The organism is Evansella vedderi (assembly GCF_030813435.1).
In the GTDB taxonomy this organism is placed as follows: domain Bacteria; phylum Bacillota; class Bacilli; order Bacillales; family Salisediminibacteriaceae; genus Evansella; species Evansella vedderi.
On record NZ_JAUSUG010000017.1, the window covers coordinates 59,914 to 83,694 of the forward strand.

The 23,781-nt window shown below is 40.0% G+C and carries 22 protein-coding genes and 1 other annotated feature; of the genes, 19 read left to right on the forward strand and 3 right to left on the reverse strand.

All coding sequences use genetic code 11. From position 1 onward, the window contains the following. Positions 1 to 186 precede the first annotated feature (186 nt). Genes spoVID through ysxE form a run of 3 tightly spaced genes read left to right on the forward strand, consistent with a single transcriptional unit; the run spans position 187 to position 3,341 of the window. Positions 187 to 1,383, forward strand: coding sequence for a stage VI sporulation protein D (spoVID, locus tag J2S74_RS19075; protein WP_307328693.1), 1,197 nt, complete (start codon positions 187 to 189; stop codon positions 1,381 to 1,383). A 15-nt stretch (positions 1,384 to 1,398) separates the two neighbouring features. Continuing rightward, positions 1,399 to 2,319 (forward strand): hypothetical protein, encoded by a 921-nt coding sequence (locus tag J2S74_RS19080; protein WP_307328696.1) that lies wholly within the window; start codon positions 1,399 to 1,401, stop codon positions 2,317 to 2,319. Next, positions 2,316 to 3,341: a spore coat protein YsxE gene (gene ysxE, locus J2S74_RS19085; RefSeq protein WP_307328698.1), complete on the forward strand. Its 1,026-nt coding sequence runs from the start codon at positions 2,316 to 2,318 to the stop codon at positions 3,339 to 3,341. The genes J2S74_RS19080 and ysxE overlap by 4 nt, the downstream gene beginning before the upstream one ends. Positions 3,342 to 3,407: 66 nt before the next feature. Here the strand turns inward: ysxE and J2S74_RS19090 are convergent, their stop codons facing one another. Beyond that, entirely contained in the window at positions 3,408 to 3,608 is a 201-nt protein-coding gene (locus tag J2S74_RS19090) for a YszA family small membrane protein (protein WP_307328699.1), read from the reverse strand. Between the two features lie 198 nt (positions 3,609 to 3,806). Then, positions 3,807 to 4,108: a binding site (T-box leader), on the forward strand. A gap of 43 nt (positions 4,109 to 4,151) precedes the next feature. Here J2S74_RS19090 and J2S74_RS19095 point away from each other — a divergent pair. The 3 genes from J2S74_RS19095 to dat all read left to right on the forward strand — a co-directional run bounded on the left by J2S74_RS19095 (position 4,152) and on the right by dat (position 9,017). Further along, complete coding sequence (locus J2S74_RS19095; protein ID WP_307328702.1) at positions 4,152 to 6,794, forward strand: valine--tRNA ligase; 2,643 nt, start codon at positions 4,152 to 4,154, stop codon at positions 6,792 to 6,794. Positions 6,795 to 7,089: 295 nt separating this feature from the next. Then, positions 7,090 to 8,139 carry a DmpA family aminopeptidase gene (locus J2S74_RS19100; protein ID WP_307328704.1) on the forward strand — a complete coding sequence of 350 codons (1,050 nt, stop codon included), beginning with the start codon at positions 7,090 to 7,092 and terminating at the stop codon, positions 8,137 to 8,139. Positions 8,140 to 8,183: 44 nt separating this feature from the next. Then, positions 8,184 to 9,017: a D-amino-acid transaminase gene (dat, locus tag J2S74_RS19105; protein ID WP_307328708.1), complete on the forward strand. Its 834-nt coding sequence runs from the start codon at positions 8,184 to 8,186 to the stop codon at positions 9,015 to 9,017. 36 nt (positions 9,018 to 9,053) lie between these two features. Here dat and J2S74_RS19110 read toward each other — a convergent pair whose 3' ends face one another. Then, positions 9,054 to 9,446 carry a thiol-disulfide oxidoreductase DCC family protein gene (locus J2S74_RS19110; RefSeq protein WP_307328713.1) on the reverse strand — a complete coding sequence of 131 codons (393 nt, stop codon included), beginning with the start codon at positions 9,444 to 9,446 and terminating at the stop codon, positions 9,054 to 9,056. 742 nt (positions 9,447 to 10,188) lie between these two features. Here J2S74_RS19110 and J2S74_RS19115 point away from each other — a divergent pair. From J2S74_RS19115 to J2S74_RS19140, 6 genes are all read left to right on the forward strand, one after another. After that, entirely contained in the window at positions 10,189 to 10,548 is a 360-nt protein-coding gene (locus J2S74_RS19115; protein ID WP_307328716.1) for a lmo0954 family membrane protein, read from the forward strand. Then, positions 10,545 to 10,724, forward strand: a complete 180-nt coding sequence (locus J2S74_RS19120) for a hypothetical protein (RefSeq protein WP_307328718.1) — start codon at positions 10,545 to 10,547, stop codon at positions 10,722 to 10,724. The genes J2S74_RS19115 and J2S74_RS19120 overlap by 4 nt, the downstream gene beginning before the upstream one ends. A gap of 105 nt (positions 10,725 to 10,829) precedes the next feature. Then, a complete protein-coding gene (gene liaF / locus J2S74_RS19125; RefSeq protein ID WP_307328721.1) occupies positions 10,830 to 11,573 on the forward strand; it encodes a cell wall-active antibiotics response protein LiaF in 744 nt (247 codons plus the stop codon). After that, positions 11,570 to 12,616 carry a sensor histidine kinase gene (locus J2S74_RS19130; RefSeq protein WP_307328724.1) on the forward strand — a complete coding sequence of 349 codons (1,047 nt, stop codon included), beginning with the start codon at positions 11,570 to 11,572 and terminating at the stop codon, positions 12,614 to 12,616. The genes liaF and J2S74_RS19130 overlap by 4 nt, the downstream gene beginning before the upstream one ends. Continuing rightward, a complete protein-coding gene (locus tag J2S74_RS19135; protein WP_307328727.1) occupies positions 12,609 to 13,241 on the forward strand; it encodes a response regulator transcription factor in 633 nt (210 codons plus the stop codon). The genes J2S74_RS19130 and J2S74_RS19135 overlap by 8 nt, the downstream gene beginning before the upstream one ends. Positions 13,242 to 13,271: 30 nt before the next feature. Beyond that, entirely contained in the window at positions 13,272 to 13,892 is a 621-nt protein-coding gene (locus J2S74_RS19140) for a hypothetical protein (RefSeq protein WP_307328730.1), read from the forward strand. 65 nt (positions 13,893 to 13,957) lie between these two features. Here the strand turns inward: J2S74_RS19140 and J2S74_RS19145 are convergent, their stop codons facing one another. After that, complete coding sequence (locus J2S74_RS19145; RefSeq protein ID WP_307328733.1) at positions 13,958 to 14,833, reverse strand: ATP-grasp domain-containing protein; 876 nt, start codon at positions 14,831 to 14,833, stop codon at positions 13,958 to 13,960. 121 nt (positions 14,834 to 14,954) lie between these two features. Here J2S74_RS19145 and J2S74_RS19150 point away from each other — a divergent pair, with 121 nt between their 5' ends. From J2S74_RS19150 to radC, 7 genes are all read left to right on the forward strand, one after another. After that, positions 14,955 to 16,235, forward strand: coding sequence for a bifunctional folylpolyglutamate synthase/dihydrofolate synthase (locus J2S74_RS19150; RefSeq protein WP_307328735.1), 1,281 nt, complete (start codon positions 14,955 to 14,957; stop codon positions 16,233 to 16,235). Positions 16,236 to 16,555: 320 nt separating this feature from the next. Then, entirely contained in the window at positions 16,556 to 18,238 is a 1,683-nt protein-coding gene (locus J2S74_RS19155; RefSeq protein ID WP_307328737.1) for a sensor domain-containing diguanylate cyclase, read from the forward strand. A gap of 79 nt (positions 18,239 to 18,317) precedes the next feature. Then, positions 18,318 to 19,076 carry a prepilin peptidase gene (locus J2S74_RS19160; RefSeq protein WP_307328739.1) on the forward strand — a complete coding sequence of 253 codons (759 nt, stop codon included), beginning with the start codon at positions 18,318 to 18,320 and terminating at the stop codon, positions 19,074 to 19,076. 285 nt (positions 19,077 to 19,361) lie between these two features. Beyond that, positions 19,362 to 20,486: a hypothetical protein gene (locus tag J2S74_RS19165; protein WP_307328742.1), complete on the forward strand. Its 1,125-nt coding sequence runs from the start codon at positions 19,362 to 19,364 to the stop codon at positions 20,484 to 20,486. 233 nt (positions 20,487 to 20,719) lie between these two features. Further along, positions 20,720 to 22,150: an aspartate ammonia-lyase gene (gene aspA / locus J2S74_RS19170; protein ID WP_307328744.1), complete on the forward strand. Its 1,431-nt coding sequence runs from the start codon at positions 20,720 to 20,722 to the stop codon at positions 22,148 to 22,150. A 233-nt stretch (positions 22,151 to 22,383) separates the two neighbouring features. Then, positions 22,384 to 22,956, forward strand: coding sequence for a Maf family protein (locus tag J2S74_RS19175; protein ID WP_307328747.1), 573 nt, complete (start codon positions 22,384 to 22,386; stop codon positions 22,954 to 22,956). A 77-nt stretch (positions 22,957 to 23,033) separates the two neighbouring features. Continuing rightward, positions 23,034 to 23,708, forward strand: a complete 675-nt coding sequence (radC, locus tag J2S74_RS19180; RefSeq protein WP_307328908.1) for a RadC family protein — start codon at positions 23,034 to 23,036, stop codon at positions 23,706 to 23,708. The last annotated feature ends 73 nt before the right edge of the window (positions 23,709 to 23,781 follow it).

Below are 23,781 nucleotides of genomic sequence, written 5' to 3' on the forward strand. Positions count from 1 at the left end.
GCTATTTTTCTGTTTTATTGGAAATCCTTTGTTTTCTTTGAAACAGGCATATTTCCATTGCTTGAAACATACAAGTGTAACGTATGAATCACTTTAGGGGGAAATAGTGGACAAAGGCATTATTTACATCATGCTTAGGAACAACTTAGCGAGTGGGCAGAGTTTAAAATAAAGGGGGAAAACACGTTGACTTATGAACAACCGTCATCCTTAGCATTTTCCATCAAGGAATCTGTATGGTTAAGGGAAGGTGAAGAAATTGATGAGTTATTGTCTTTAGCGCTGGAGCCCGATATCTCCATCCGGGAAGCTGATGATCAAGTATTTATAAGAGGATCTTTATTATTGTTTGGTGAATACAAGCCAAAAGAGCAAGATTCTAACAGCAACTCCTACTCAGACCAAATTTCTTTCCGTTCTGTTGAAGAAGTAACCATGTCAGATGATGGCATCGGTATGATTCGTCATTCCTTTCCACTTGATGTAACGATTCCAAGGGAAAAAATTAACCGACTAGAAGATCTTTATGTAACTGTAGATGCATTTGATTACGAATTGCCTGGAAAAGGATGTATTGAGTTAGAAGCAAATGTATCTGTTTCCGGTATTAAACATGAGCGTACTGAGGAGCCCGAGGATACTTATGATGAGCAGCAGGACGAAGAATCGGATGATTATTACACACGTCCTCAAGAATATAATGATTTCTCCAGCGAAAGGGAAGAAATGAATGAAAGAAGCTTTCATTTTGAGGCGGTTCGAGAAGCTGCGGCAGATGATGAAACAAAAGATGAGTATGAAAGTCGTGTAGAGGAAATTAAAGGGGAAAGCAAAGAGTTCCAAAATTATGAACGAAATGCTGCCTTCGAACAACACTATGAAGAAGAGGATCAGTATGAACAGGAAGAAAATAATGAAGAACCTGTGAGCTATAACACCGATCCGGAAATTGAACCTGAATATGAAGGAGAAACGGAGCCTGAACCAGAACCGGAACCCGCTCCGGAACCAGAATTGGTGAGATCAGAACCAACTGTAAATTTCTCTCCACAGCCAAGCCCCGTAAGTGCAGTGGAAGAAACCCATGAGTTGGAAGAAGAGGGTGAAGAGGAAGCTGGAAGGGACCAAACGGAGAAATCTTCTTCTAGTAAGGATGAAAATGCCCTCTATTTAACAAAGATGCTCACAAAGGGGGATCAGGAGGAATTTTCCAAGCTCCGTATGTGTATAGTTCAAGATGGAGAATCCCTTGAAACTATTGCAGAAAGATATAACATCCAAGTTAGTAATTTAATTAGAATGAATCGCTTAAACGAAGAGCGGGTTGCTGAAGGTCAAATTCTTTATATTCCAGTAAAACAGACGCCTACATCCAAGTCTTGAACGGAGGAAGGATGAATGCTTAGTTTAGAATATCTCCAAGAATGCTATGGATTTAACCACAGTAAGTGGAAAATAAACGGCGAAATCCTTGACACAGAAAAGGGTGTTAAGCGCCTGACTAACTGGACAGAGGAAAAAAGGGTAAGATGGCACGTCCAGTGGCGTGACCAACTGGCAGAAAAAACAGGTTGTCTCACGAATAGAATGATTCAAACAATCCACGGTGAACGGATAATTTTAAGCGATGCTGGCTGGGTCACCCTCCATGACGAGGTGACCAGCCTGTTTTCCTATAAAAACCGTGAAAATGAAATAGGTGCTTTTTTTGGTCGCTATTTCTCCTTAGGCATGCAAGATGTGGACACGGAAATAAATGACCCATATGCAAATAATAAGTTAAAAATTTATTTACAACAATCTTTTTTAACTAAAAATAGTACGGAAGAAATGAGATTTTTAGAAGGGATTAGAAGGGAATCGCGCCTCCGCTATAATAAAGCAAAGGAAATAAAGGAAAAGGCGGGGGGAAAACAGGAACCAATTGTTGCACCGATTCGTTCATTAGATCAGGGAAAAGTGGTTTACGGACAGTTTTATTGGACTAATTTAAAGGGGAGACCCGAGAAGGGCTATGGGTCTTTGAGGAATGTATTAACTGAATGGTTGCAACGATATGGACAAACTTCTTTGTTTTCCTTGTTAAATGAAATAGATAAAGAGTTTTCCTTAAAAGGATACCATGGGAAGAATTTACTAGCAGAGTGCCTCACTCCTTGGGAGTTTCTTGAATATGTAATGAAGACAAGGGATGTCCATGAAAAGGACGAATTATTAGTTTGGAAGGAAAAGCTAACCTATCAATGGGAGGCATCTAGGTTACTAGTGAAAGCACTAGGGGAATGGCTAGATGTGGCACAGGAGAAGGTGACAGTATGAGTACAAATATTCATATTAGACAAAAACCTATTGGTGCCGTTTTATTTCAATATGATCTTTATCCAGAGAAAATCGAGACGGTAGGGAAAGTAAAAAAGGTTCACACTGCTAATGGAATCTATGCTTTAAAAGAGACGGAGATGGGCAAGGACGAATCAGAGTGGCTCATCCATGTGATTAAACGTCTTGAGAGAATAGGATTTCATTATGTGGTTCCTATCCTCCCTAGCAAATACGGTGATTATGTACTTCGGTATGGGGACTTAGCATATTATTTGATGCCATGGTACGAAGATCATACAAAATTCAGACATCCAGTACATCCTGAAGAGGTAATGGTGGAGGAGCTGGCAAAGCTTCATGGTTTAACGGAAAGAACACAGGAATATTCTGAGAAAATTCTAGAAGAGTCGTATGAAACGTTAAAAAAGCGTTGGACTTACCGAAGGCTTGAAATGGAAAGGTATGCAGATCAAATAGAGGGGAATGTGTATTTATCTCCATTTCAGTTAACCTTTCTTACCCATTTCCAACGGAGTTTACACATGGTAGAACAAGCAGAGAGGCATCTTTCAGAATGGATAAATGGAGCGAAGGAAAAGAAAAGCTTCCGAAGTGTCCTTTGTCATGGTAAACCAAGCAGGACACATACTTGCTTTGATCAATATGGAACTGCATATTTCCTTAATTTTGAAAAAGCAGTATTAGACACCCCATCAAGGGATCTTGCCTTAATGTTCCGCCACTTTTTTCAGTCCCGGCCTTGGGATGAGCAGGAAGGTCAGCATTGGCTTCACTTGTATGAGAGGCACTTTGCCCTGTTTGATGAGGAACGTCATTTGTTTATGAGTTACTTAGCCTTTCCCGAAAGTCTCTACCAATCAGTGGATGCCTATACAAGGGAAGACAATAAGATTACAGAGCTCCAAGCAGTAACTCAATTGGAAAAAAAGGTCCTAACAATGAATCGCATTAACCGGTTTATGAACAGTGTCTTTAAAAAAGAATCAGAAGAAGAGTAAAAGATGAAATAGTAAAAGGCTATCTCCCTTGAGCATTATCAGCAAATGGGGAATAGCCTTTTTGTATTAAAACCAATTGAAGGTGTAGGCCAAATATAGAATGACCATAATCCCTAACAAAATCATGTCAAAGGTTGTTGGCAACAATAATGTGCGGATAAATTGAAAGATAATTAAAGGTAATAGCACTTGAAAGAATATAGCCTGAAACTTCTGTACCCAACGGGGCCAACGAAAGCCACTGAACATTCTTCGTTTTCCAAGCAATTTTGTCCCCTCCCCTTGCACTTTGTTATCATATTATGCATATGGTGAAAAATGCGTGTTATGAATAGGAATAACACAAGGTATGTGTTACCCTTGCAATGGCAATAATAGTGACTATAATGATATTTATAGACTAATTAAACATTTATCTATTGATTATCTAAAAAAGAAAGGGTAAAATAACCAATACATAAATGATAATTTACGTTGAAAGGGAAGAGTACATCGTGAACCCATCAGAGAGGAAAACCATCGATAACTAAATCGATGCTGGGAGGTTTTCTTGGAGGTAGGGATGGAAGGTCGCCCTGGAGTTGCTTTCATGAACGCTACTAATTTGTTATTAGTGAAGGCCGGTTCAGCACCGTTAAAAGCTTTTGAGTGTACAGTTTGCTATGTTCCCCATATATCCTTTTTTATTGGGAGACATGATGCCAATGTTTTTCAGACTGTAAACAAAGGTGGTACCGCGAGGAAATATAACTCCCTTCGTCCTTTGATGACGAATGGGAGTTTTTTGTATTAATAAGGAGGAAGAGCAAGATGGAAAATAAAGAGGTTTCAATGCCGCCAAAGTATGACCCGAAGGAAACGGAAGCGAAATGGTATCCGTTTTGGGTAAATGGTAAGTTTTTTGAGGCAACAGGAGATGAAAAGAAAACACCTTACACGATTGTTATCCCGCCGCCAAATGTAACAGGAAAGCTTCACCTAGGTCACGCTTGGGATACAACACTTCAAGATATCCTCATTCGTGTTAAGCGAATGCAAGGATATGATGCATTGTGGCTCCCTGGGATGGACCACGCAGGGATTGCAACTCAGGCAAAGGTGGAGGGAAAACTGAAGGAAGAAGGCTTATCCCGTTACGACCTAGGACGTGAAAAATTCCTAGAGAAGTCATGGGAGTGGAAAGAAGAGTATGCAGATACCATTCGTAAGCAGTGGTCAATGCTAGGTCTATCCCTCGACTATTCCCGCGAACGTTTCACATTAGACGAAGGTCTATCTGACGCCGTTAGGGAAGTATTTGTCCGCTTATATGAAGAGGGACTAATTTATCGCGGTGAGTATATTATCAACTGGGATCCACAGACAAAAACAGCCCTATCGGATATCGAGGTTATTTATAAGGACGTTCAAGGTGCCTTTTATCACATGAGGTATCCATTAGTGGATGGAAGTGGGCACATTGAAGTTGCTACAACTCGTCCAGAAACGATGCTTGGGGATACTGCTGTAGCTGTTCACCCGAATGACGACCGCTATAAACACCTCATCGGGAAAAAAGTAAAACTGCCAATTGTAGGCCGAGAAATTGAAATTGTTGCCGATGATTACGTTGATATGGAGTTTGGATCGGGGGCAGTAAAGATTACTCCAGCACACGATCCAAATGACTTTGAAATCGGAAACCGTCACAACCTTGAGCGCGTTCTTGTTATGGACGAAGCAGGGAAAATGAACGAAAACGCTGGAAAGTATCAAGGGATGGACCGTTTTGAATGTAGAAAACAAATTGTAAAAGACCTTCAAGAAGAGGGAATTCTCTTTAAAATCGAGGATCACATGCACAGCGTTGGTCACTCGGAGCGAAGTGGCGCTGTTGTTGAGCCTTATCTTTCTACACAATGGTTCGTAAAAATGAAACCATTAGCGGAAAAAGCTATCGAGCTTCAGAAGTCAGAAGGCAAAGTAAACTTTGTTCCAGACCGTTTTGAAAAAACGTACTTACACTGGATTGAAAACATCCGTGACTGGTGTATTTCCCGTCAACTGTGGTGGGGACATCGAATTCCAGCATGGTTCCATAAGGAAACAGGTGAGCTTTACGTAGGTCGTACAGCTCCTGAAGATGCGGAAAACTGGGAGCAGGATGAAGATGTTCTCGACACTTGGTTCAGCTCTGCTCTATGGCCTTTTTCAACAATGGGTTGGCCGAATGAAGAGGCAGCTGACTACAAACGTTACTATTCAACTGACGTTTTAGTAACAGGCTACGACATTATCTATTTCTGGGTAGCGCGTATGATTTTCCAAGGACTTCATTTTACTGAAGAGCGACCATTTAAAGACGTATTGATTCACGGTTTAGTTCGTGACTCTGAAGGACGTAAGATGAGTAAATCCTTGGGTAATGGTGTTGACCCGATGGATGTTATTGATAAATACGGTGCAGACGCACTTCGTTTTTTCCTATCAACTGGTAGCTCCCCTGGGCATGACCTTCGTTTTTACTGGGAAAAGGTTGAAGCGAACTGGAACTTTGGAAATAAAATCTGGAATGCCTCCCGTTTCGCCTTAATGAATATGAACGGCTTAAAGTATGAGGAAATTGATTTTAGCGGTAAGAAATCTATCGCTGACAAGTGGATTTTAACTCGCCTTCAAGAGACAATTTCACAAGTGACTAGGTTCATCGATGCCTATGAATTTGGTGAAGTGGGCCGTAGTCTATACAACTTCATCTGGGATGATTTCTGTGATTGGTACATTGAAATGGCGAAGCTCCCGTTGAACGGCGATGATGAAGAAGCGAAGCACACGACCCGTTCCGTATTAGCATACGTATTAGATCAAACGATGCGTCTGTTGCACCCATTCATGCCATTTATTACGGAGGAAGTTTGGCAGCACCTGCCTCATAAAGGGGAATCCATTACCGTGGCAGCATGGCCAACAAGAGATGAGAATCTTGTTGATGAGCAAGCCGTAAAGGATATGCAGCTATTGCAAGAGATTATTCGCTCCGTTCGTAACACTCGGGCAGAGCTGAATGTACCAATGAGTAAGGAAATTACACTCCTTGTGAATGCCAATTCAGAAACTATTCTCGATCAATTAAACCGAGGTGAAGCTTATATCCAACGCTTCTGTCGTCCGAGTGAATTAAAGGTGGGAACAGGATTAACTGCTCCTGAAAAATCCATGAGCTCCGTTTTATCAGGGGTAGAGCTTTACTTACCTCTAGCTGGCTTATTGGATTTAGATGCAGAGATCAAACGTCTTGAAGGGGAGCTAAAACGCCTTGATGGAGAAGTAACTCGTGTTCAGAAAAAACTAAGTAACGAAGGCTTCGTAGCAAAGGCTCCAGAAAAAGTTATCGCCGCAGAGCGAGAGAAGGAAAAGGATTACCTCGAACAACGTGAGAAGGTAAAAGCACGTTTAGAAGAGCTAAAAAAATAAACAAGTTTGTTCGAGAAATCCAAGGGAAATACACCCTTGGATTTCTTTCTATAAATTGGATAAATTAAGGTGGAAGCAATTCTCTGACATTCATAAGTACATGGAAATGGTATTTTAGGGATAGTTTTGTGCAGTGGATAGGGTCCGAGTGCACGAAAACGGAGAACAGCGATTATTTCGAGCATTGAAACCGGGTTCAACTACACGAAAGCATTTTTCAACAAAGATTTCGTGCAGTTAACAAAGATACAGCATGAATTAAAATTCTAAGAATGATCGTGAGGTAAGATAGACAATGACTACACTCAAACGGGCAAGGGAATGGAACATCAAGATTGGTTCTCTACCAACAGGCCCCCTCAATAAAATTACTGATGTTAAAGGTGTTACGGTAGGTCATACAACGATCCAACAAGGAGAAATCAATACTGGTGTTACAGCTATCCTTCCTCATCAAGGAAACTTATTCAAGGAAAAAGTGGTGGCAGCGAGCCACGTGTTAAACGGTTTCGGTAAGACTACTGGTCTTATACAAATTAACGAATTGGGAACTATAGAGACACCGATTCTACTAACCAACACGTTAAGTGTGGGAAACTGCTCAACGGCACTCATCAAATACATGCTCAAGGATAACCCAGAAATTGGACGTACTACTGGAACAATTAATCCCGTTGTAGCGGAGTGCAATGATATGCACCTCAACGATATTAGGGAAATTATTATTAACGAAAATCATGTAAACGAAGCAATTAAAAATGCCATCCATGATTTTGAAGAAGGTGCCATTGGTGCTGGGACAGGGATGAAATGTTTCGGTCTAAAAGGTGGAATTGGCTCCGCATCGCGAGTGATCAACATTGAAGGAAACGACTATACTCTCGGTGTCCTCGTCTTAACTAATTTCGGAAAGCTACACGACCTCACCATTGATGGGAAAAATGTAGGATCGACCATTTCCGAGCTAAAGAAAGAGAAGACGAATAATGAAGATAAAGGCTCTGTGATCATCCTTGTTGCGACAGATCTCCCTGTTTCTGAAAGGCAGTTGGAAAGGATTATTAAACGGTGTGGAGTTGGCCTTAGCCGAACTGGTTCGAAAATGAGCCATGGCAGTGGAGATATAGTCATTGGTTTTACCACAGCAGGTCATGTATCACACGATTCTAAGAAAAAAATACTTACTCAAACGTATCTCCATGAAGAAGAGCTGGATCAGCCCTTCCATGCAATAGCGGAGGCTACAGAGGAAGCCATCATTAACTCAATGCTTACTGCTAAAACTACTGTTGGACGAGCAGACTTTAAATTACATTCTTTAAGTGATTATATAGAAAAGTTGTAGTATGATACGGGTAAAGATAAATTTATTGAATGGGAGGGAATAAAATGGGAGAAATTGCATTTTATAACGACAAATTTGTAGGAATCGACGATAAAGTTGTCCCAATTCAAGAACGTGCTCACCAATTTGGTGACGGTATATATGAAGTTGTTCGAGTGTATGGGGGAAAAGTGTTTTTATTAGAGGAGCATCTGGAGCGTTTTAGAAAAAGCGCAGATGCCATTGATCTGACATTCCCGTTTTCTTTGGAAAAAATGAAGGAAATTATTTTAGAAGGATTGTCCCGTTCTGAAATGGAGGAAGCAGAAATCTACTTCCAGCTCACAAGGGGGATTTCCCCACGGCAGCATCATTATCCAGGTGTTCCCGCTGTTTTTTCCATGACAGTAAGAAATGCTAGGCCATTAGGTGACAAAAACAAAGGTGCTGCAGCCATCGTATTAGAAGATGAGCGCTGGTTAAATTGCTATATTAAATCGTTGAATCTACTTCCGAACATCATGGCAAAACAAAAGGCAGTATCGAAAAACTGCGGGGAAGCTATTTTTGCTAGAGACGGGATCGTTACGGAAGGTTCCAGCAGCAATGTTTTTGCTGTGAAGGATGGCGTCATATACACTCACCCTGCTACAAAACGAATATTACACGGGATTACTCGAGCAAAAGTATTCGAATTAGCCGCACAGGAACACATTCCAATGAAGGAAGAGGAATTTGATGTGGCATTTTTGAAAAATGCAGATGAAGCTTTCTTCACCAGTACAGGTGTAGAGGTGATGCCGATACATACAATAGATGACACGAAAATGCCGGAGGAAAAACCAATCTCTAACAAACTAGCCGAAGCATATGAAAATCTTTATAAACTGAAGGTATAAAAAACAGAGGGTGAATTCATACGGATTCACCCTCTATTACTGTAAAAATCTTTTTTTAATCCCTTCTGAGGGGAGCATGCATTCCTTTTGTTTTCCAAACCATCGGTAACGATTCTTTGCAATGATGTCATAAACGAAATTTCGAATTGGGCGTGGCACTATTATGAGAGGGTACAAGAGATTCCAAGGCCCAGATAATTTTTTACAAACACGGAGGGCGGCAGTAGATTTAAAGTAGTAGCGGTCACCCTCTATATAAATAAAACTGTCTAAATCATTAGGTATACCTTGCTCCTTTAATAGCTTTTTTCCCACATCACTCTGTAAAGAAGCGAACTTAAATATCCCCTTAGGATCCCTTTTTATAATAAACTGCACACTGCTATTACAAAAATTACAAATCCCATCAAATAAAATAATATTTGCCATTCGAGAACACCCCTAATGTCTTCCTACCATGCTATCTTAACTATAACATGACTTTTATAAGTATAATAAAAAATGTTGTAATTTTTTTGAATCTGGAACTCCTTGAAAATTGGGCTTCAAAGCCATCATAAAAAATACGAATCGAAGTATTTACTGAACTTCGCGTTACAAAAGCATATTATGGAACGCGAAAACGAAGTATTTGATAAACTTCGCGTATCAAAACCACATTATGGAACACGAAACCTAAGTACATAATGAACTTCGTGCTTCAAAACCCTTTTATGAAAGCGATAATATTTTATTTCCCAGGTCTACCCTGAAAATACAAATACTGTGTTGGTATTCGCTGCAGCCCACTCCCTTTCCGCGGGCGTACCGCAAGCCTCCTCGGCTTACGCCTGTGGGGTCCTGTCTGGCTCGCTGTTCCCGCAGGAACAAGCGTTTACATCAGAGAGGCATCACGCGTGATGCCACTTGACTAAGCTTCGAGTTGTCGACGCATAGGCTACTAAGCATAAGCTTGTAGAAGAAGAGACAGTCGGCTTCTCGTGGGCTTCCGCTCACACCAACTGCAATAATGATCTTGTATTTTCGTGCTCCATGGTGCAAATTTTTACTTGCATAGAGGTCTACCCGCCAATACTCCTTAAGTCTTAGTCAAATTATGTCTCAAGCTCATTATTGAAAATCCTCCCCCAGGATATGATAGAGACAAGAAATGAGAGGGGAGGAACACAAATTGAAAAAGTTTATGTTATTTGTATTATCATTAATTGCAATCTTCATTTTACTAGCAAACCTAGGGCCAATGGTCTTCTTAGGATTATGCATTTACCTGCTTTATATTATCTTTAAAAAATTCATCAAAGCTGAATCCATTGTTGCAAAAGTAGCTTGGGTACTCATCGGCTTACTCGTCCTTAGCATGGCAACATCCAACCTTTATGCCATTATTGGCTTAGTAGCTGCCTACTTCCTATACACGCTGTATAAAAACTGGAACGATAATAATAGGGAAGAGGAAATCATATTTAACAAGACTTCCGCAAGTGACGACCCATTCACAAACTTTGAAAGACAAAGGGGAGCTATCAAATGAATAAGGTAGTGGTGGAATCAAGTGAGAAGCCCTACTCTCGTATTAACGATATGGAATGTTATATGGAATACTTAGAAAAGAAAATGAATCGAGTTTATTACGAAAATACCTTTGATAGTAAAATAGCTCAACTAGAAAAAGATTTAAAAGAACGGAAGATAACAGCGGAAAAATAGTAAAAAAGTGGTATGATAAACGAAGTATAATTTTACCTATGGCAGTAAAACAACCAATGAATACTTCCCAGCCTACGTCTTCAAAAACAAGAAAGGAGGGCAATAATGCTTAACCGAATTCCCACAAGTACATTTAATTGGATCTTCCTGATTGGAATTGCTCTTCTTTTTATTGAATTGTTCTTTTTCAATAGTGGACTAGTTTTTACCCTCCTACTCTTTTCCTTTTTAAGCTTTATTGGCAGGAAGAATTACCATAAAACAATTGGGAAAGTACTATTTTGGGTTGGAATTATTATTTTATTTTTGACGATTATAAATATGCTAGCCGTCCGTTTTCTAGTGATAGCAGCCATTGCTTTATTTTTTATTCATTACAAAAAATCGACAGATGAACCAGAGAAAGTTGACCCTGCAAATTCCCGACATCAACAAGGTACGGGCGCTTCACAAACACATGAAAACCTGGTCTATGTGGAGCCATTATTTAGAAACCGTTTTTTTGGAAGTGAAAAAACTTCTGAAAAACCGTATCAATGGCGCGATATAAACGTTCATGGTGGATTTGGTGACAAAATTATTGACTTAAGCAATACAGTTTTACCAGACGATCCTGTCATCTCCATCCGTCAGGTGGTTGGGAACGTAAAAATATATGTGCCTTATGATGTGGAGGTATCTATTCTTCACAGTTCCTTATTCGGAAGGGCAACCATTTTTAACAAAAAGCATCTACAGCTATTTAACCAAAGCCTATCCTATCAAACGGAGGATTATGGAACAGGTGCACCCAGAGTGAAGATTGTCACCTCGCTTATGTCAGGAGATATTGAGGTGAAACGCATATGAGCCTCATTATAAAACAAATAGTAGTTGGACTGCTTAGCTCTTTCTTGCTGGCCATTTTCCTCTTAGGAACAACCTTTATCCTATTTCCAATAGAGGAATGGAATGTATTGTGGCAAGGAAGACTTTTCGACATACCTTATATTGTTCTTCTCCTTTCCATAATCGGAGTATTTGGCATCGCCACAGGTACCATTTACGGGATACAAATCCGCGGGAAGCTACATTACCTAGAGGAACGACTGGAAGAAATAATGAAAGGTCAACGGCTTACAACCGAACCGATGGAAAAAAATAAGGATTTATTTCTTATACAACAAAAGCTTTTACAAGTAGAAAATAAATTAATTCAGCAGACACAGCTTTCTCAACGACTTGTTTCCGAAAGGACGGAGGAACGGGAGAAAAGCCTGCAGGAGGTTGTACTCCAAGAACGTAGCCGACTGGCAAGGGAGCTTCACGATTCCGTTAGCCAGCAATTATTTGCAGCATCTATGATGATGTCTGCCATCAATGAAGGTAATCCTCCGGAAGATCCAGTTGTGAAAAAACAGCTAGGACTAGTAGAAAAAATGATCGATCAATCTCAATTAGAAATGCGCGCCTTACTCCTCCATTTACGTCCAATCGCATTAAAGGAGAAATCTCTCCATGAAGGAATGGAGGAATTACTAATGGAGTTAAGGCAGAAGGTACCTATGACGATAGACTGGAAATTGGAGCCCCTTCAGCTAGAAAAGGGTGTGGAGGATCATTTGTTTCGTATTCTACAGGAGGCAGTATCCAACGCACTGAGACATTCCAAGGCAGACCACCTGAATGTCTTGCTCATTGAGCGGGATGGAATGGTTATTATGAGAATTTCCGATGACGGTATTGGCTTCAATGTGGAAGAAGGGAAGTCCAATGGTTCCTATGGCTTACAAAATATGCATGAACGTGCAGAGGAAATTGGCGGGACATTAAAGGTAGTAAGTGTCGAAGGGGAGGGCAGCAGATTAGAAATAAAAGTTCCATATCGAAGAGGGGGCGAGGAGAATGATTAAAGTTTTATTTGCAGATGATCATGAGATGGTTCGAATTGGCGTTTCCTCCTATTTGTCAGCCCAGCCAGATATTGAAGTGATGGCGGAAGCAGATGATGGGGGAGATGCAGTAAAGCTGGCACTTGAGTTAAAGCCAGATATTATTTTAATGGATTTAGTCATGAAAAAAATGGATGGAATCGAAGCAACGAGAAACATCATATCCCAATGGCCGGAAGCGAGGATTATCATTGTCACAAGCTTTCTAGACGACGAAAAAGTTTATCCCGCACTGGAAGCGGGGGCAACGAGCTATATGTTGAAGACCTCCAAAGCAAAAGATATTGCCGAAGCGATCCGTGCAACTTACCAAGGTCAGTCCATATTAGAGCCTGAAGTAACGGGAAAAATCATGTCCAAAATGCGCCAGAAGCCAGAGATTCACCGCCATGACCATTTGACAGAAAGGGAAATGGAAGTGTTAATGCTCATGACGAAAGGGAAGACGAACCAAGAAATTGCTGATGAGCTATTTATTGCTTTAAAAACGGTTAAGGTACATGTGAGTAATATTTTGAGTAAGTTGGAAGTCCATGATCGAACACAGGCGGTGATTTATGCCTTCAATCAAGAATTATTCAAGTAATGAAGCGGAAGCTCAGTGGAGGAAAAAAAGATGAATCGTAGTTTTGTATTTATTGTCCTTATCTTTTTAGTGAGTTTTATTTTAGCCTTTTTTGGTGTAAGTGTAGTTATTAGCTTCTTTATTATTATTGGAATGGTTGCGTTGTATTTCTTCATGTTGATAAGTCCTGTTTTATTGACTAACAATATTTCAGTTGCTGAGAAGTTTTTGAAGGAGAATAAAAGTGATCCTACTTATTATTTCCTCTATTCCATTGCAAACAAAGTTGATAAAGAGGTGGATGAGGCTTTTGCAAAAGTAAAGGAAAAGTATAATAACTCTTCCAAACTCCCGATATTTCAAACTACATACGCCCTTTATAAAGGTGATTTAAATGGTGCTAGAGAGTACGTTGATAAAATAAACCAACCAGTTTATCGAGACTATTATTATACATCTATTTTGATAGAAGAAGAGAATTTTTATAAAGCACGTTCCATTGCCGAAACTCTTAATAAAAAGTGGATGAAAGATACAGTTTTAGGGGAGTTATACAAAAAGGAAGGTAACTTGGAACTAGCCACTAAGTATGTAAAACAAGCCCTTAAACAAACTAGAGGAATACAGAAATACAGTATTTATAAAAATTTTACAGACTTACTAGAACGCTAAAAAATAATATAAAAGGGGGGGCTCAGCGGTATTTAAACCATTAGCCCTCTCTCTTTATTAGCTCATCACAAATTCAGTCTCCTATTAACATATTCCAAGAATACATCTGCAATATTAATGGAGCTGTTCATATATAAGCTGCGACACCCTACAGCATCCTCCATCTCATTAAAAAGGAGGTTACCCCCTTCATCGAAAAGGAAATCAATACCGACAAAATCTAATGTAATATCTTTACACATCGTTTCAAGGAAAGCCCTTTCCAGATTATTTAGTTCATAAAGCCGAGAAGTTCCCCCAGTGGAAATGTTAGCTCGAATTTCGTTCCTATTGACAGATTGCCGTAAAACAGCACCTACCACTTTATTTCCAACAATATAAACCCGAAGGTCTTTCCCAGGCTGTCCGCATACAGGCTGAATAATGACATCTTTTTGGATTTTTTGTAATCCAGAAGCTAATTCCTCCGCAGACGAAATTAATTGGACGCCAGTTCCCCCTCTGCCTAGCGGATCTTTCATTACAAAGGGGAAGGGTAATGGCATATCCCCAATACTTTGCAAACGCTCCTTCGTTGTGGAAACTGTTTGCAGCATCGGTATATTTTTTTGTTGAAAATAAGCATGTGCTAGTCGCTTATCATTAGCAATTCTTGCAACAAATGGAGAATTAAAGGCGGGTATTCCTGCAAAAGCAGCCATTTCATTTAACCAAGGAGAAACGGAACGATTAATCATATAGGAAGGGCCTTTCTCTCCTTCTACACTAAAAGGTACTTTTCCCTCTTCGATTTTCCAAATTAATTGTTCCAATGTGAACAACAAAAGGGAATGTCCTTGTCCTTTTGCAGACTCCTTTAAGAGGGAAATAAAGCGTTCATTCCGCCTAATATCCTCTTCACGATATACTAATAATCCAACTGTTTCTACATCCTTTTCCATCATTAATCACCTTCATCATCTATGTATAAGCCTTTCAGAATATATACTGCCTATGGTAAAGTAATGATGGCATGGAATGATGGAAAAATCAATTGTTCTCATAGATGGAGGTTGTTAAACAATGATAAATACATACAATGCTGCAATGGACTTTGTACAAACAAGAAAAGCAGCGGGAATTCGATATGACTTAACGAGAATGGAACGATTAATGGAGGAAATTCGTCACCCGGAAAGAAAGGTGAAGACCATCCATGTAGCTGGTACGAATGGAAAGGGGTCTACCGTTACTTTTCTACGTTCCATTTTACAGGAATCGGGGATGTTTGTAGGTACTTACATGACTCCTGTTCCAGGGGACTATAGACATCAAATGGCTGTAAACAATGAACCTATGTCAGAGGAGGAGTTTGTGAACGTTCTGTCTGAAATAGAGTCTGGAGTCTTAACGGTGGAAGAGGAAATGGGGGAAATGATTAGTGAATTTGAATTAATTACTGCCATGTCCTTCTATTTTTTTTCCTTTAAAAAGCCAGTAGATCTTGCCATTATCGAAACAGGGATGGGAGGAAGAAATGATGCAACCAATGTAATTACTCCCCTTGTTTCCATCATTACAAATGTATCCTTAGACCACCAAGCATTTTTAGGGGAAACAGTGGAGGAAATTGCCTCAGAAAAGGCTGGAATTATTAAAGCTGGAGTCCCAGTAATGACTTCTTGCGGAGAACATGTTCTTCCAGTACTTCAAGGGGAAGCAAAACAAAAGAAATCAGCCATTTACCGCTTAGAGGAAAAGGTTCATTTCCATACTTTTTTGGAAGAAGGGGTACAAAAAATTGATTACGAAGCACCTTATCGTAATCTAAAAAATGTTACTTTAGGGATGCTTGGAGACCATCAAGGGAAAAATGCCGCTCTTGCCATCATGACTTTGGACTACTTAAAGCAATTTTATGCGGTGATGGTTGACGATGAAGACATCATTACTGGGGTAAAAAATGCGATCCTCCCAGGCAGAAATGAAATTGTTAACACAAATCCGACTATTGTATTAGATACGGCCCATAACCCTGACGCAATCGCCATAACCATTGAATCCATGAAGAAAATGTATAATAATAAAGAGATACATATTCTTTTTTCCGCAATGAAAGACAAAGATTATATGGGGATGATTCGCCAATTACAGGAGCTATCGAATCATGTATATATAACCACCTTTCAATCTGAACGGGCAATGGATGTAAGTCAATTCAGCGATAACGATACGGTAACGGTTGTTAACGATCCATTTATTTGGTTAAAGGACTGGAAAGGGTATCATCATGACGAAGTTCTCCTAATAACGGGCTCTAATCAGTTTATTGGAGAAGTGAGGAACATATTAACTCCAAGCTAGGGGAAAGGTAACAAATTTATTTATTTTTGTAAAAAAGAAGGATAATATTGGATTTTATCGAATTATATATATACTTATATATTAGTGATAAAAGCCTAATTCCACAGTAACGAAGCTGTTCTATATAAAGATAAAAAATGGCAATTTAATATTTTTTACTGAACTATCGTTCACCATTTAGAACGGAACTGGTTATATGGAACTACTTTTGTTTTATCGGAAAAATTAACAGAATATTTCTTTTTTACAATTCTTTACTGTAGTAAAATGTTTATGTACGTGTTGATAATAACGTCAAGGTTTCGGGGGGAGGGTATGACGTGACGAAGCGGCAGCAAAAAGGAATTTGGGTTATTTGGACTCTCACTTTTCCTATATTTATCTATTTTTTTAGTATAAATGGAATACCAGTTGTACAAGAACATTGGGGCACTATCCTAGCATTTTTATGTTTAATCTTGATTGCATCCTGGTTTCCTATTCGTTTTCGTCATACCAATATCGTACCTTTACATGGTATATCCTTAGCGGTGTTCCTGCAATTTGGCTTGTTTGTGGAAGCCTTCGTTATGCAACTCGCCATGATGACCTCTCTCATGAGTTTAAGATTACCAAAGGCGGAAATATACCGATATCCTCTTAATTCCTTTATCTTCTTAATCGTTTCCATATCCGCAGCAAGTGTTTATTATCTAGTTGGCGGCACTACGGGAAATTTCTCGGAAATCGCCCTTATGGATATGGTATTTCCAATTATTATTTATGCATTTACGTATTTCTTTCTAAATAACTGGCTTATTTTTATCGTTCGAAAATATGTAGTTAAACTTAAAAATACACGTTTCTTTGATGAAGCCCTTGCATGGGAAGCGATGACCGCCATATTAATTGTTCCTGTAGGGATCACCTTAGTCCTCTTTTACCAAGAGGTGGGTTACTTAGCCATTGTATTAGTCGGAGTGCCACTGGTCAGTGTATCCTTGATCTTAAAGCTTTATAACGAAAGTGAGCGGACTGGAAAGCTGTTAAAGCAGGTCAGCTCCTTCGGTTTCCAAGTAAACGAAGGGCTCTCTGTGAAAAAAATAATCGATTTATTCTTTAAAACAGTTGCCTCCGTTTTCTCTGTTGACTACACGTATCTATATGAAACGGAAGATAAGAAGCTAAAGCTGACCCAAATCTATCCGGCTATGGAGACGAAGCACGGGACAATTGATAAGGTTAGTAACAAAGTTTTTCAAGAAAGGCAGTCCCTATTCTTTTCCAATGCTAAGCAATGGGAATATTTGCAAGGGGAATGCAACATTGATAATATTCAGTCTATTATGTCAGTACCTTGTATTCGAGATCACGAGGTTGTGGCGGTTATTACCCTCGTATCTCATCGGAAGCGGGCCTTTGAGAAAAGTCATTTAAAAATATTAGAAATTATGGCTAATTACTTAGCCGTTGCTGTACAAAATGCAAGAAATTACGAACAGAAACAAAAGGAAAGCGAACGCTGTGCCTTAACTAACCTTTACAATTATCGTTATTTTGAGAATTTAATTCTCGAAAAATATGAAACTCCAGCAATGGAAGATAGTTTTGCTATCATTCTATTGGATTTAGACCACTTTAAGAAAATTAATGACACGTATGGACATCATAGTGGTAATGAGGTCCTTTGCCAGGTAGCAAGTGTTTTGAAAGAAACCATTGATGAAAGTGGAATGGTAGCACGATACGGTGGAGAAGAATTTGTTGTTCTCCTGGAAGGGTCTAATGTATTGTATGCAGAAAAAATAGCAGAAGCACTACGAAGCGAGATTGAGAGTCATCTGTTTACCGTGTCCGATGATCTAAAGGGACGGGAACGGAAGTCTATCCGTATCACAGCAAGCATCGGGGTTGCTGTAAAGTCAGAGCCTAATGAAACGGCCATGTCTGTATTAAGGAACGCAGACCGTGCCATGTACACAGGGGCAAAGCAGCAAGGAAGAAACCGTGTTTCCCACTTCTAGCAATTTTCTTTAACCCTCTTACCAAGAGCGAAGAGGGTTTTCCCTTAATTCCACTCAACTAAAAGGACTGAAACAATCTATGGAAATCCTCCTTTATACATATTCGTTCGCCCTAGGACTTTTGTTGGGGTCCTTTTATAATGTTGTTGGTCTTCGTGTTCCGAAGAACCAATCTATCATTTTTCCGGCCTCTCACTGTACAGGTTGTCAGCGAAAGCTAACTCCCTTAGAACTCATACCTGTTCTCTCTTACATATTCCTTCGGGGCAAGTGTAAAAATTGTGGGGGGCGTGTTTCTCCCATTTATCCATTTGTTGAAATAACGACGGCAACTCTTTTTACGATCTCGCCATTACTGGTTGGATGGTCAAAAGAATTGCTCATCGCTTGGGCACTAATTTCTCTATTAATGATTATTTTTGTATCAGATATGGCTTATATGCTTATTCCAGATAAAGTTCTCCTCTATTTCGGTGTGTTCTTTGTTATTACCCGCCTATTTATACCTTTAGACCCATGGTGGGATGCCTATCTTGGTGCGGCCATCGGCTTTACCCTTCCACTTCTTATCGCTATCGTCAGTAAGGGCGGTATGGGCGGTGGAGATATAAAGCTCTTTGCCGTACTAGGTTTTGTATTAGGCTGGCAAGGTATTTTACTTGCATTTTTATTTTCCTCCTTTTACGGAGCATTCCTTGGGTTAATCGGAATGATCTTTGGAAAAGTAAAGCGGGGCCAACCAATGGCCTTCGGACCTTATATCGTATTAGGGGCATTAACAGCTTATTTTTTCGGTGAAAAAATCGTTAATTGGTATTTCACTAGTTTTATAGCTTAGCGTATTCCCATTAGGGACTACCAGGTACAAAACAAACCCGCTCCCTAGGAATAGTGAAACCAATACCAGCTCTAGCTCAAGATCCACTACTGACACTGATGACGAAGACTAATTAATAGAAGCTTTCCCATTCAAGGGAAGGCTTTTTTCTGTAATAACTCTTTCATTTTCCCCTTCTAAAAATCTATCATTTTTTTCAAAAATATATTATTTTTCCGTTCTAGTATTCTCTTTTTCCTAATAGAATATATCAACGAGTCCTAGAGAGGAAGGAGTCAGGTAGAAGTGGAGAAGAAAAATAATATATCTATTCGTCTCAACGGAAAAGAAAAGCCATATTATGAACGGAAACAAGACGTTAAGTCTAATAAGCCATATACAAATCACGAGGAAGTTGCCGCTGCTAAAGAAGAAACTCAAACTGGCTGGATGTCATTTGACAAGGAGGAAAAGGACAAGGAAAAGGACAAGTCTACTAATGTAGTAGATTTAGGAAAAATCCGAGAAGAGAAAACAGATCGTTCCATGCCCTTTTGGGACGATGGGAAGCGGGACTACGGACCTAGATTACCTCCCTTTGGAAGAAAAAAAAGGCGTCCTATTAAATTTAATTTAGAATTTCTATTTAACTCCCTCTTCTTATCGATTGTTGCCGCTATTGTAGTAGGGAGTGCCTTTGGACTAATGCTATTAAACATTTTTACAGATAATGAAACACCAGCCTTAGTGAATGGATCGGAAAATGGTGGAGTTACGACGGAGCAGGAATCACCAGTGGTAGGAGATAATGAAGCGTTAGGCCATCCCATTCCCATTGCAGAATTCTTTGTCGTTCAAGGTGGAGCCTTTTCCACAACGGAAAAGGGAACGGAAACAGTAAACAATTTTCATTCTAAAGGCTTGCCAGGAGTTTTAACAGAAAATACGGATCCTTATTTTCTTTTTGTCGGTGTTGGTTATACGAGAGAAGATGCAGATAAAATTGCAAGTGTATATGAGGAATTACAGCAGGAAACATACATTAAAGGCTTCGGTGTAGCACCTGAAGCCGGAGAAGTTTCAGAAGAATGGGCTCATTTTATGGAGCGTGGCATCATCTGGATGGAACAAGCTGCTTCCGTTTCTGCTAAAGAACTGGCTGGTGATTCCTTAAGTGAATCGGAAATAGAGGGGATGCTAGAAGCTGGGCAACAGTGGAAAAATGCCTTTCGTGATGTGGAACCACGGGGGGAAGGGGACCCGGTTTATGAATTAGGAAAACAATGGGTGCAAACGGCTGAACCAGCCTTCCAGGTATTTACATCTGGGGCGATCTCTTCAGAAATAGCTTGGGATGCACAAAGTAAAGTGTTGGAATCCATCCTCATTTACGAAAACTTAGTGGAAACTATCGTCCATTCGCAACAATAATTTTTTCAAAAACAGAGTAAAGCACTTTTTCAAGGATGAGAACCTTGGGAAGGTGTTTTTTTGTAGAAAGGATGTATTTTCCTTTCCTAAAGATGACTGTACCGATACAATAGACTTGAAGCTTTCTGGTGAACTTTCCATACATTTTTAGGGAAAGTCCATAACAGTTGGCATCTTTTAAAGACAAGTACTTATACTATAGTGGAAAGTATGTAAAAAGGGGAGAAAGACATATGGTAGAAAAACATCACACGCGTACGGAACGGGATTTGATGGGGGAGAAGGAAATACCGGCAGATGCTTACTACGGTATTCAAACGGTCCGAGCAAAGGAAAACTTTCCCATCACTGGTTATCCACCACATAAAGAACTAATTAGAGCGTTTGGCTATGTAAAAAAAGCAGCAGCGAAGGCCAACGCTGAAGTGGGCGTTTTAAACAGAAACATTGCCGATGCTATTATGAAGGCGGCCGATGAGGTTATTGAAGGTAAGTTTAATGACCACTTTATCGTAGATAGCATTCAAGGTGGAGCTGGAACGTCCTTTAATATGAATGCAAATGAAGTCATTGCTAATAGAGCCATTGAAATATTAGGTGGAAAGAAGGGGGACTACATGAAGGTAAGCCCTAATACCCACGTAAATATGGCTCAGTCAACAAATGATACATTCCCAACAGCCATACATATTGCCTGTTTAAACCTATCGGAAGGCTTAATTAAAGCACTAAATGAATTAGTGCAAACGATGCGAAAAAAAGAGCGTGAATTTGATGAAGTCATTAAAATGGGGCGGACTCATTTACAGGACGCAGTACCTATCCGATTGGGACAAGAATTCGGTTCCTATCGGAGGATGCTGACTAGAGACTTAGGTCGTATTCAACGCTCAGTAGATCTACTCTATGAGGTAAACATGGGAGCTACCGCTGTGGGAACTGGCTTGAATGCTATGCCAGAGTATATTGAAAAGGTAACGGAAAATCTAGCAGAAATGACGGGAAAGCCGTTCCATCGTGCTGAGGATTTAGTGGATGCCACACAGAACACAGATGCTTACACACAGTTGTCCAGCGCCATGAAAATTCTCGCCATCAACCTGTCGAAGATCTCTAACGATTTACGACTTATGAGCTCTGGCCCGAGAACGGGAATTAACGAGATTAATCTGCCACCGCGTCAAGCGGGCTCATCAATAATGCCAGGGAAGGTAAATCCAGTTATGTGTGAGGTTATGAATCAAATTTCTTTCCAGGTAATTGGGAACGATCACACCATCAGTCTTGCTTCAGAAGCTGGCCAGTTGGAACTAAATGTTATGGAACCAGTGTTGGTTTTTAATCTCCTGCAATCCTTTACCATTTTACAAAATGGAATTCGCGTATTCCGAGACTATGCTATCGAAGGAATTACCGCAAATGTGGAACGTTGTAAATACCTAGTGGAGCACAGTGTTGGTATTATTACAGCAATCAATCCACACGTAGGCTATGAAACAGCAGCAAGAATTGCGAAGGAGGCAATCACATCTAACCGTCCAGTGAGAGAAATTTGCTTAGAGCGTGGGTTGCTAACGGAAGAAGAGCTAGATCGAATTTTAGACCCTAAGGAAATGACCAATCCGGGAATTGCAGCACCGGAGCTCATCTTTGGAGAAGAATAGCTGACGGTATTGCACTAGGGCCGAATGAACCAGGTTCAACCGACTCAGCTTCAGAAAACCCTACTTCAATCCTAAATCCCTTCAGGATAATAACATTTGTATGTTATTATCCTGTAAAGGGATTGTCCCATTTGCTGGAGTTCTGTATACTTAAGGTGCATGAACCGAACACCTATACCTCTTGCAAAATAGTGGGATCTACTAAATCATATTTTGTAAAGGTGGTGTCCGCATTGAATACTCTCATTTTAGCCTCGCAATCACCGCGACGAAAACAACTGCTAGAACAAGTCAATCTTTCTTTTTCCATTGAACCGAGTATAGTTGAAGAACAGATGAACAAAGAGGATACTCCTGAAGAAATAGTCGTATCATTAGCTCATCAAAAGGCATATGATGTTTTTTCAAGATTCCCGCATAATGTAGTCCTTGGTGCAGATACGATTGTGGTTATTGATAACCAAATTTTAGGGAAGCCACAGAATGAAAAGGAAGCAAAAGAAATGCTTCAACGTCTTTCTGGTCGCACTCATCAGGTTTTTACAGGTGTATCCATCATTAGTGAAGAGCGGACGGAGTCCTTCTATGTAAGGTCAGACGTTACTTTTTTCACACTAACGGAAGAAGAAATTTCCGCTTATTTAAGGACGAAGGATTCCATGGATAAGGCAGGAGCTTATGGAATTCAAGGGATCGGTGCGACATTAGTGGAGCGTATTGACGGTGATTTCTTTGCCATAATGGGACTGCCCATTGCGAAGGTAGTTCGTATACTAGAAAAATTTCATATTAAAAGCGACCATTAAGTACAAAGTACCTCCTCCTGGCGATTTCCTCGTATCTTAATTGGTCAGCCAGAGAGGAGTTTTTGTTAACGATGAGTATGATGATCAAGGATGTACCGAAAAGTGAACGACCGAGAGAAAGGATGCTTCGGGAAGGAGCTCAGTATTTATCCAATCAAGAATTAATAGCTTTAATATTAGGCTCTGGAACGAAGGAAGAATCGGTGATCCATTTATCGGGTCGAGTACTGCAGCATTTTGACGGTCTTAAGCTTCTAAAGGAAGCTTCTGTCAAAGAACTTCAAGATATTAAAGGAATCGGAGAAGCAAAGGCAGTTCAACTGAAAGCTGCCATGGAACTAGGAAAAAGAATTCAGCAATTTTCCATTGAAGATAGGTACACGATCCGCTCCCCGGAGGATGTAGCTAATTATATGATGGAAGAAATGCGTCACCTCACCCAGGAACACTTCGTTTGCCTCTATCTCAATACCAAGAACCATGTTATGCACAAGCAAACTATTTTTATAGGAAGTTTAAATGCCTCCATCGTGCACCCGCGCGAGGTGTTTAAGGAAGCCTTCCGCTATTCTGCAGCTTCCATCGTCTGCCTACATAATCATCCCAGTGGCGACGCATCACCGAGTCATGAGGATATGGAAGTGACGAAGAGACTAGTGGAATGCGGGCGAATGTTAGGAATTGACGTCCTTGATCATGTGATCATCGGTGATCATAAATTTTGCTCCCTTAAGGAAAAGGGGTATTTGTAAGAAAACTAATCCTTTTTTTACCATGATGTACATGTGAAAGTCTATGTGGTAGGATGAAGTGAGGATTTTTATA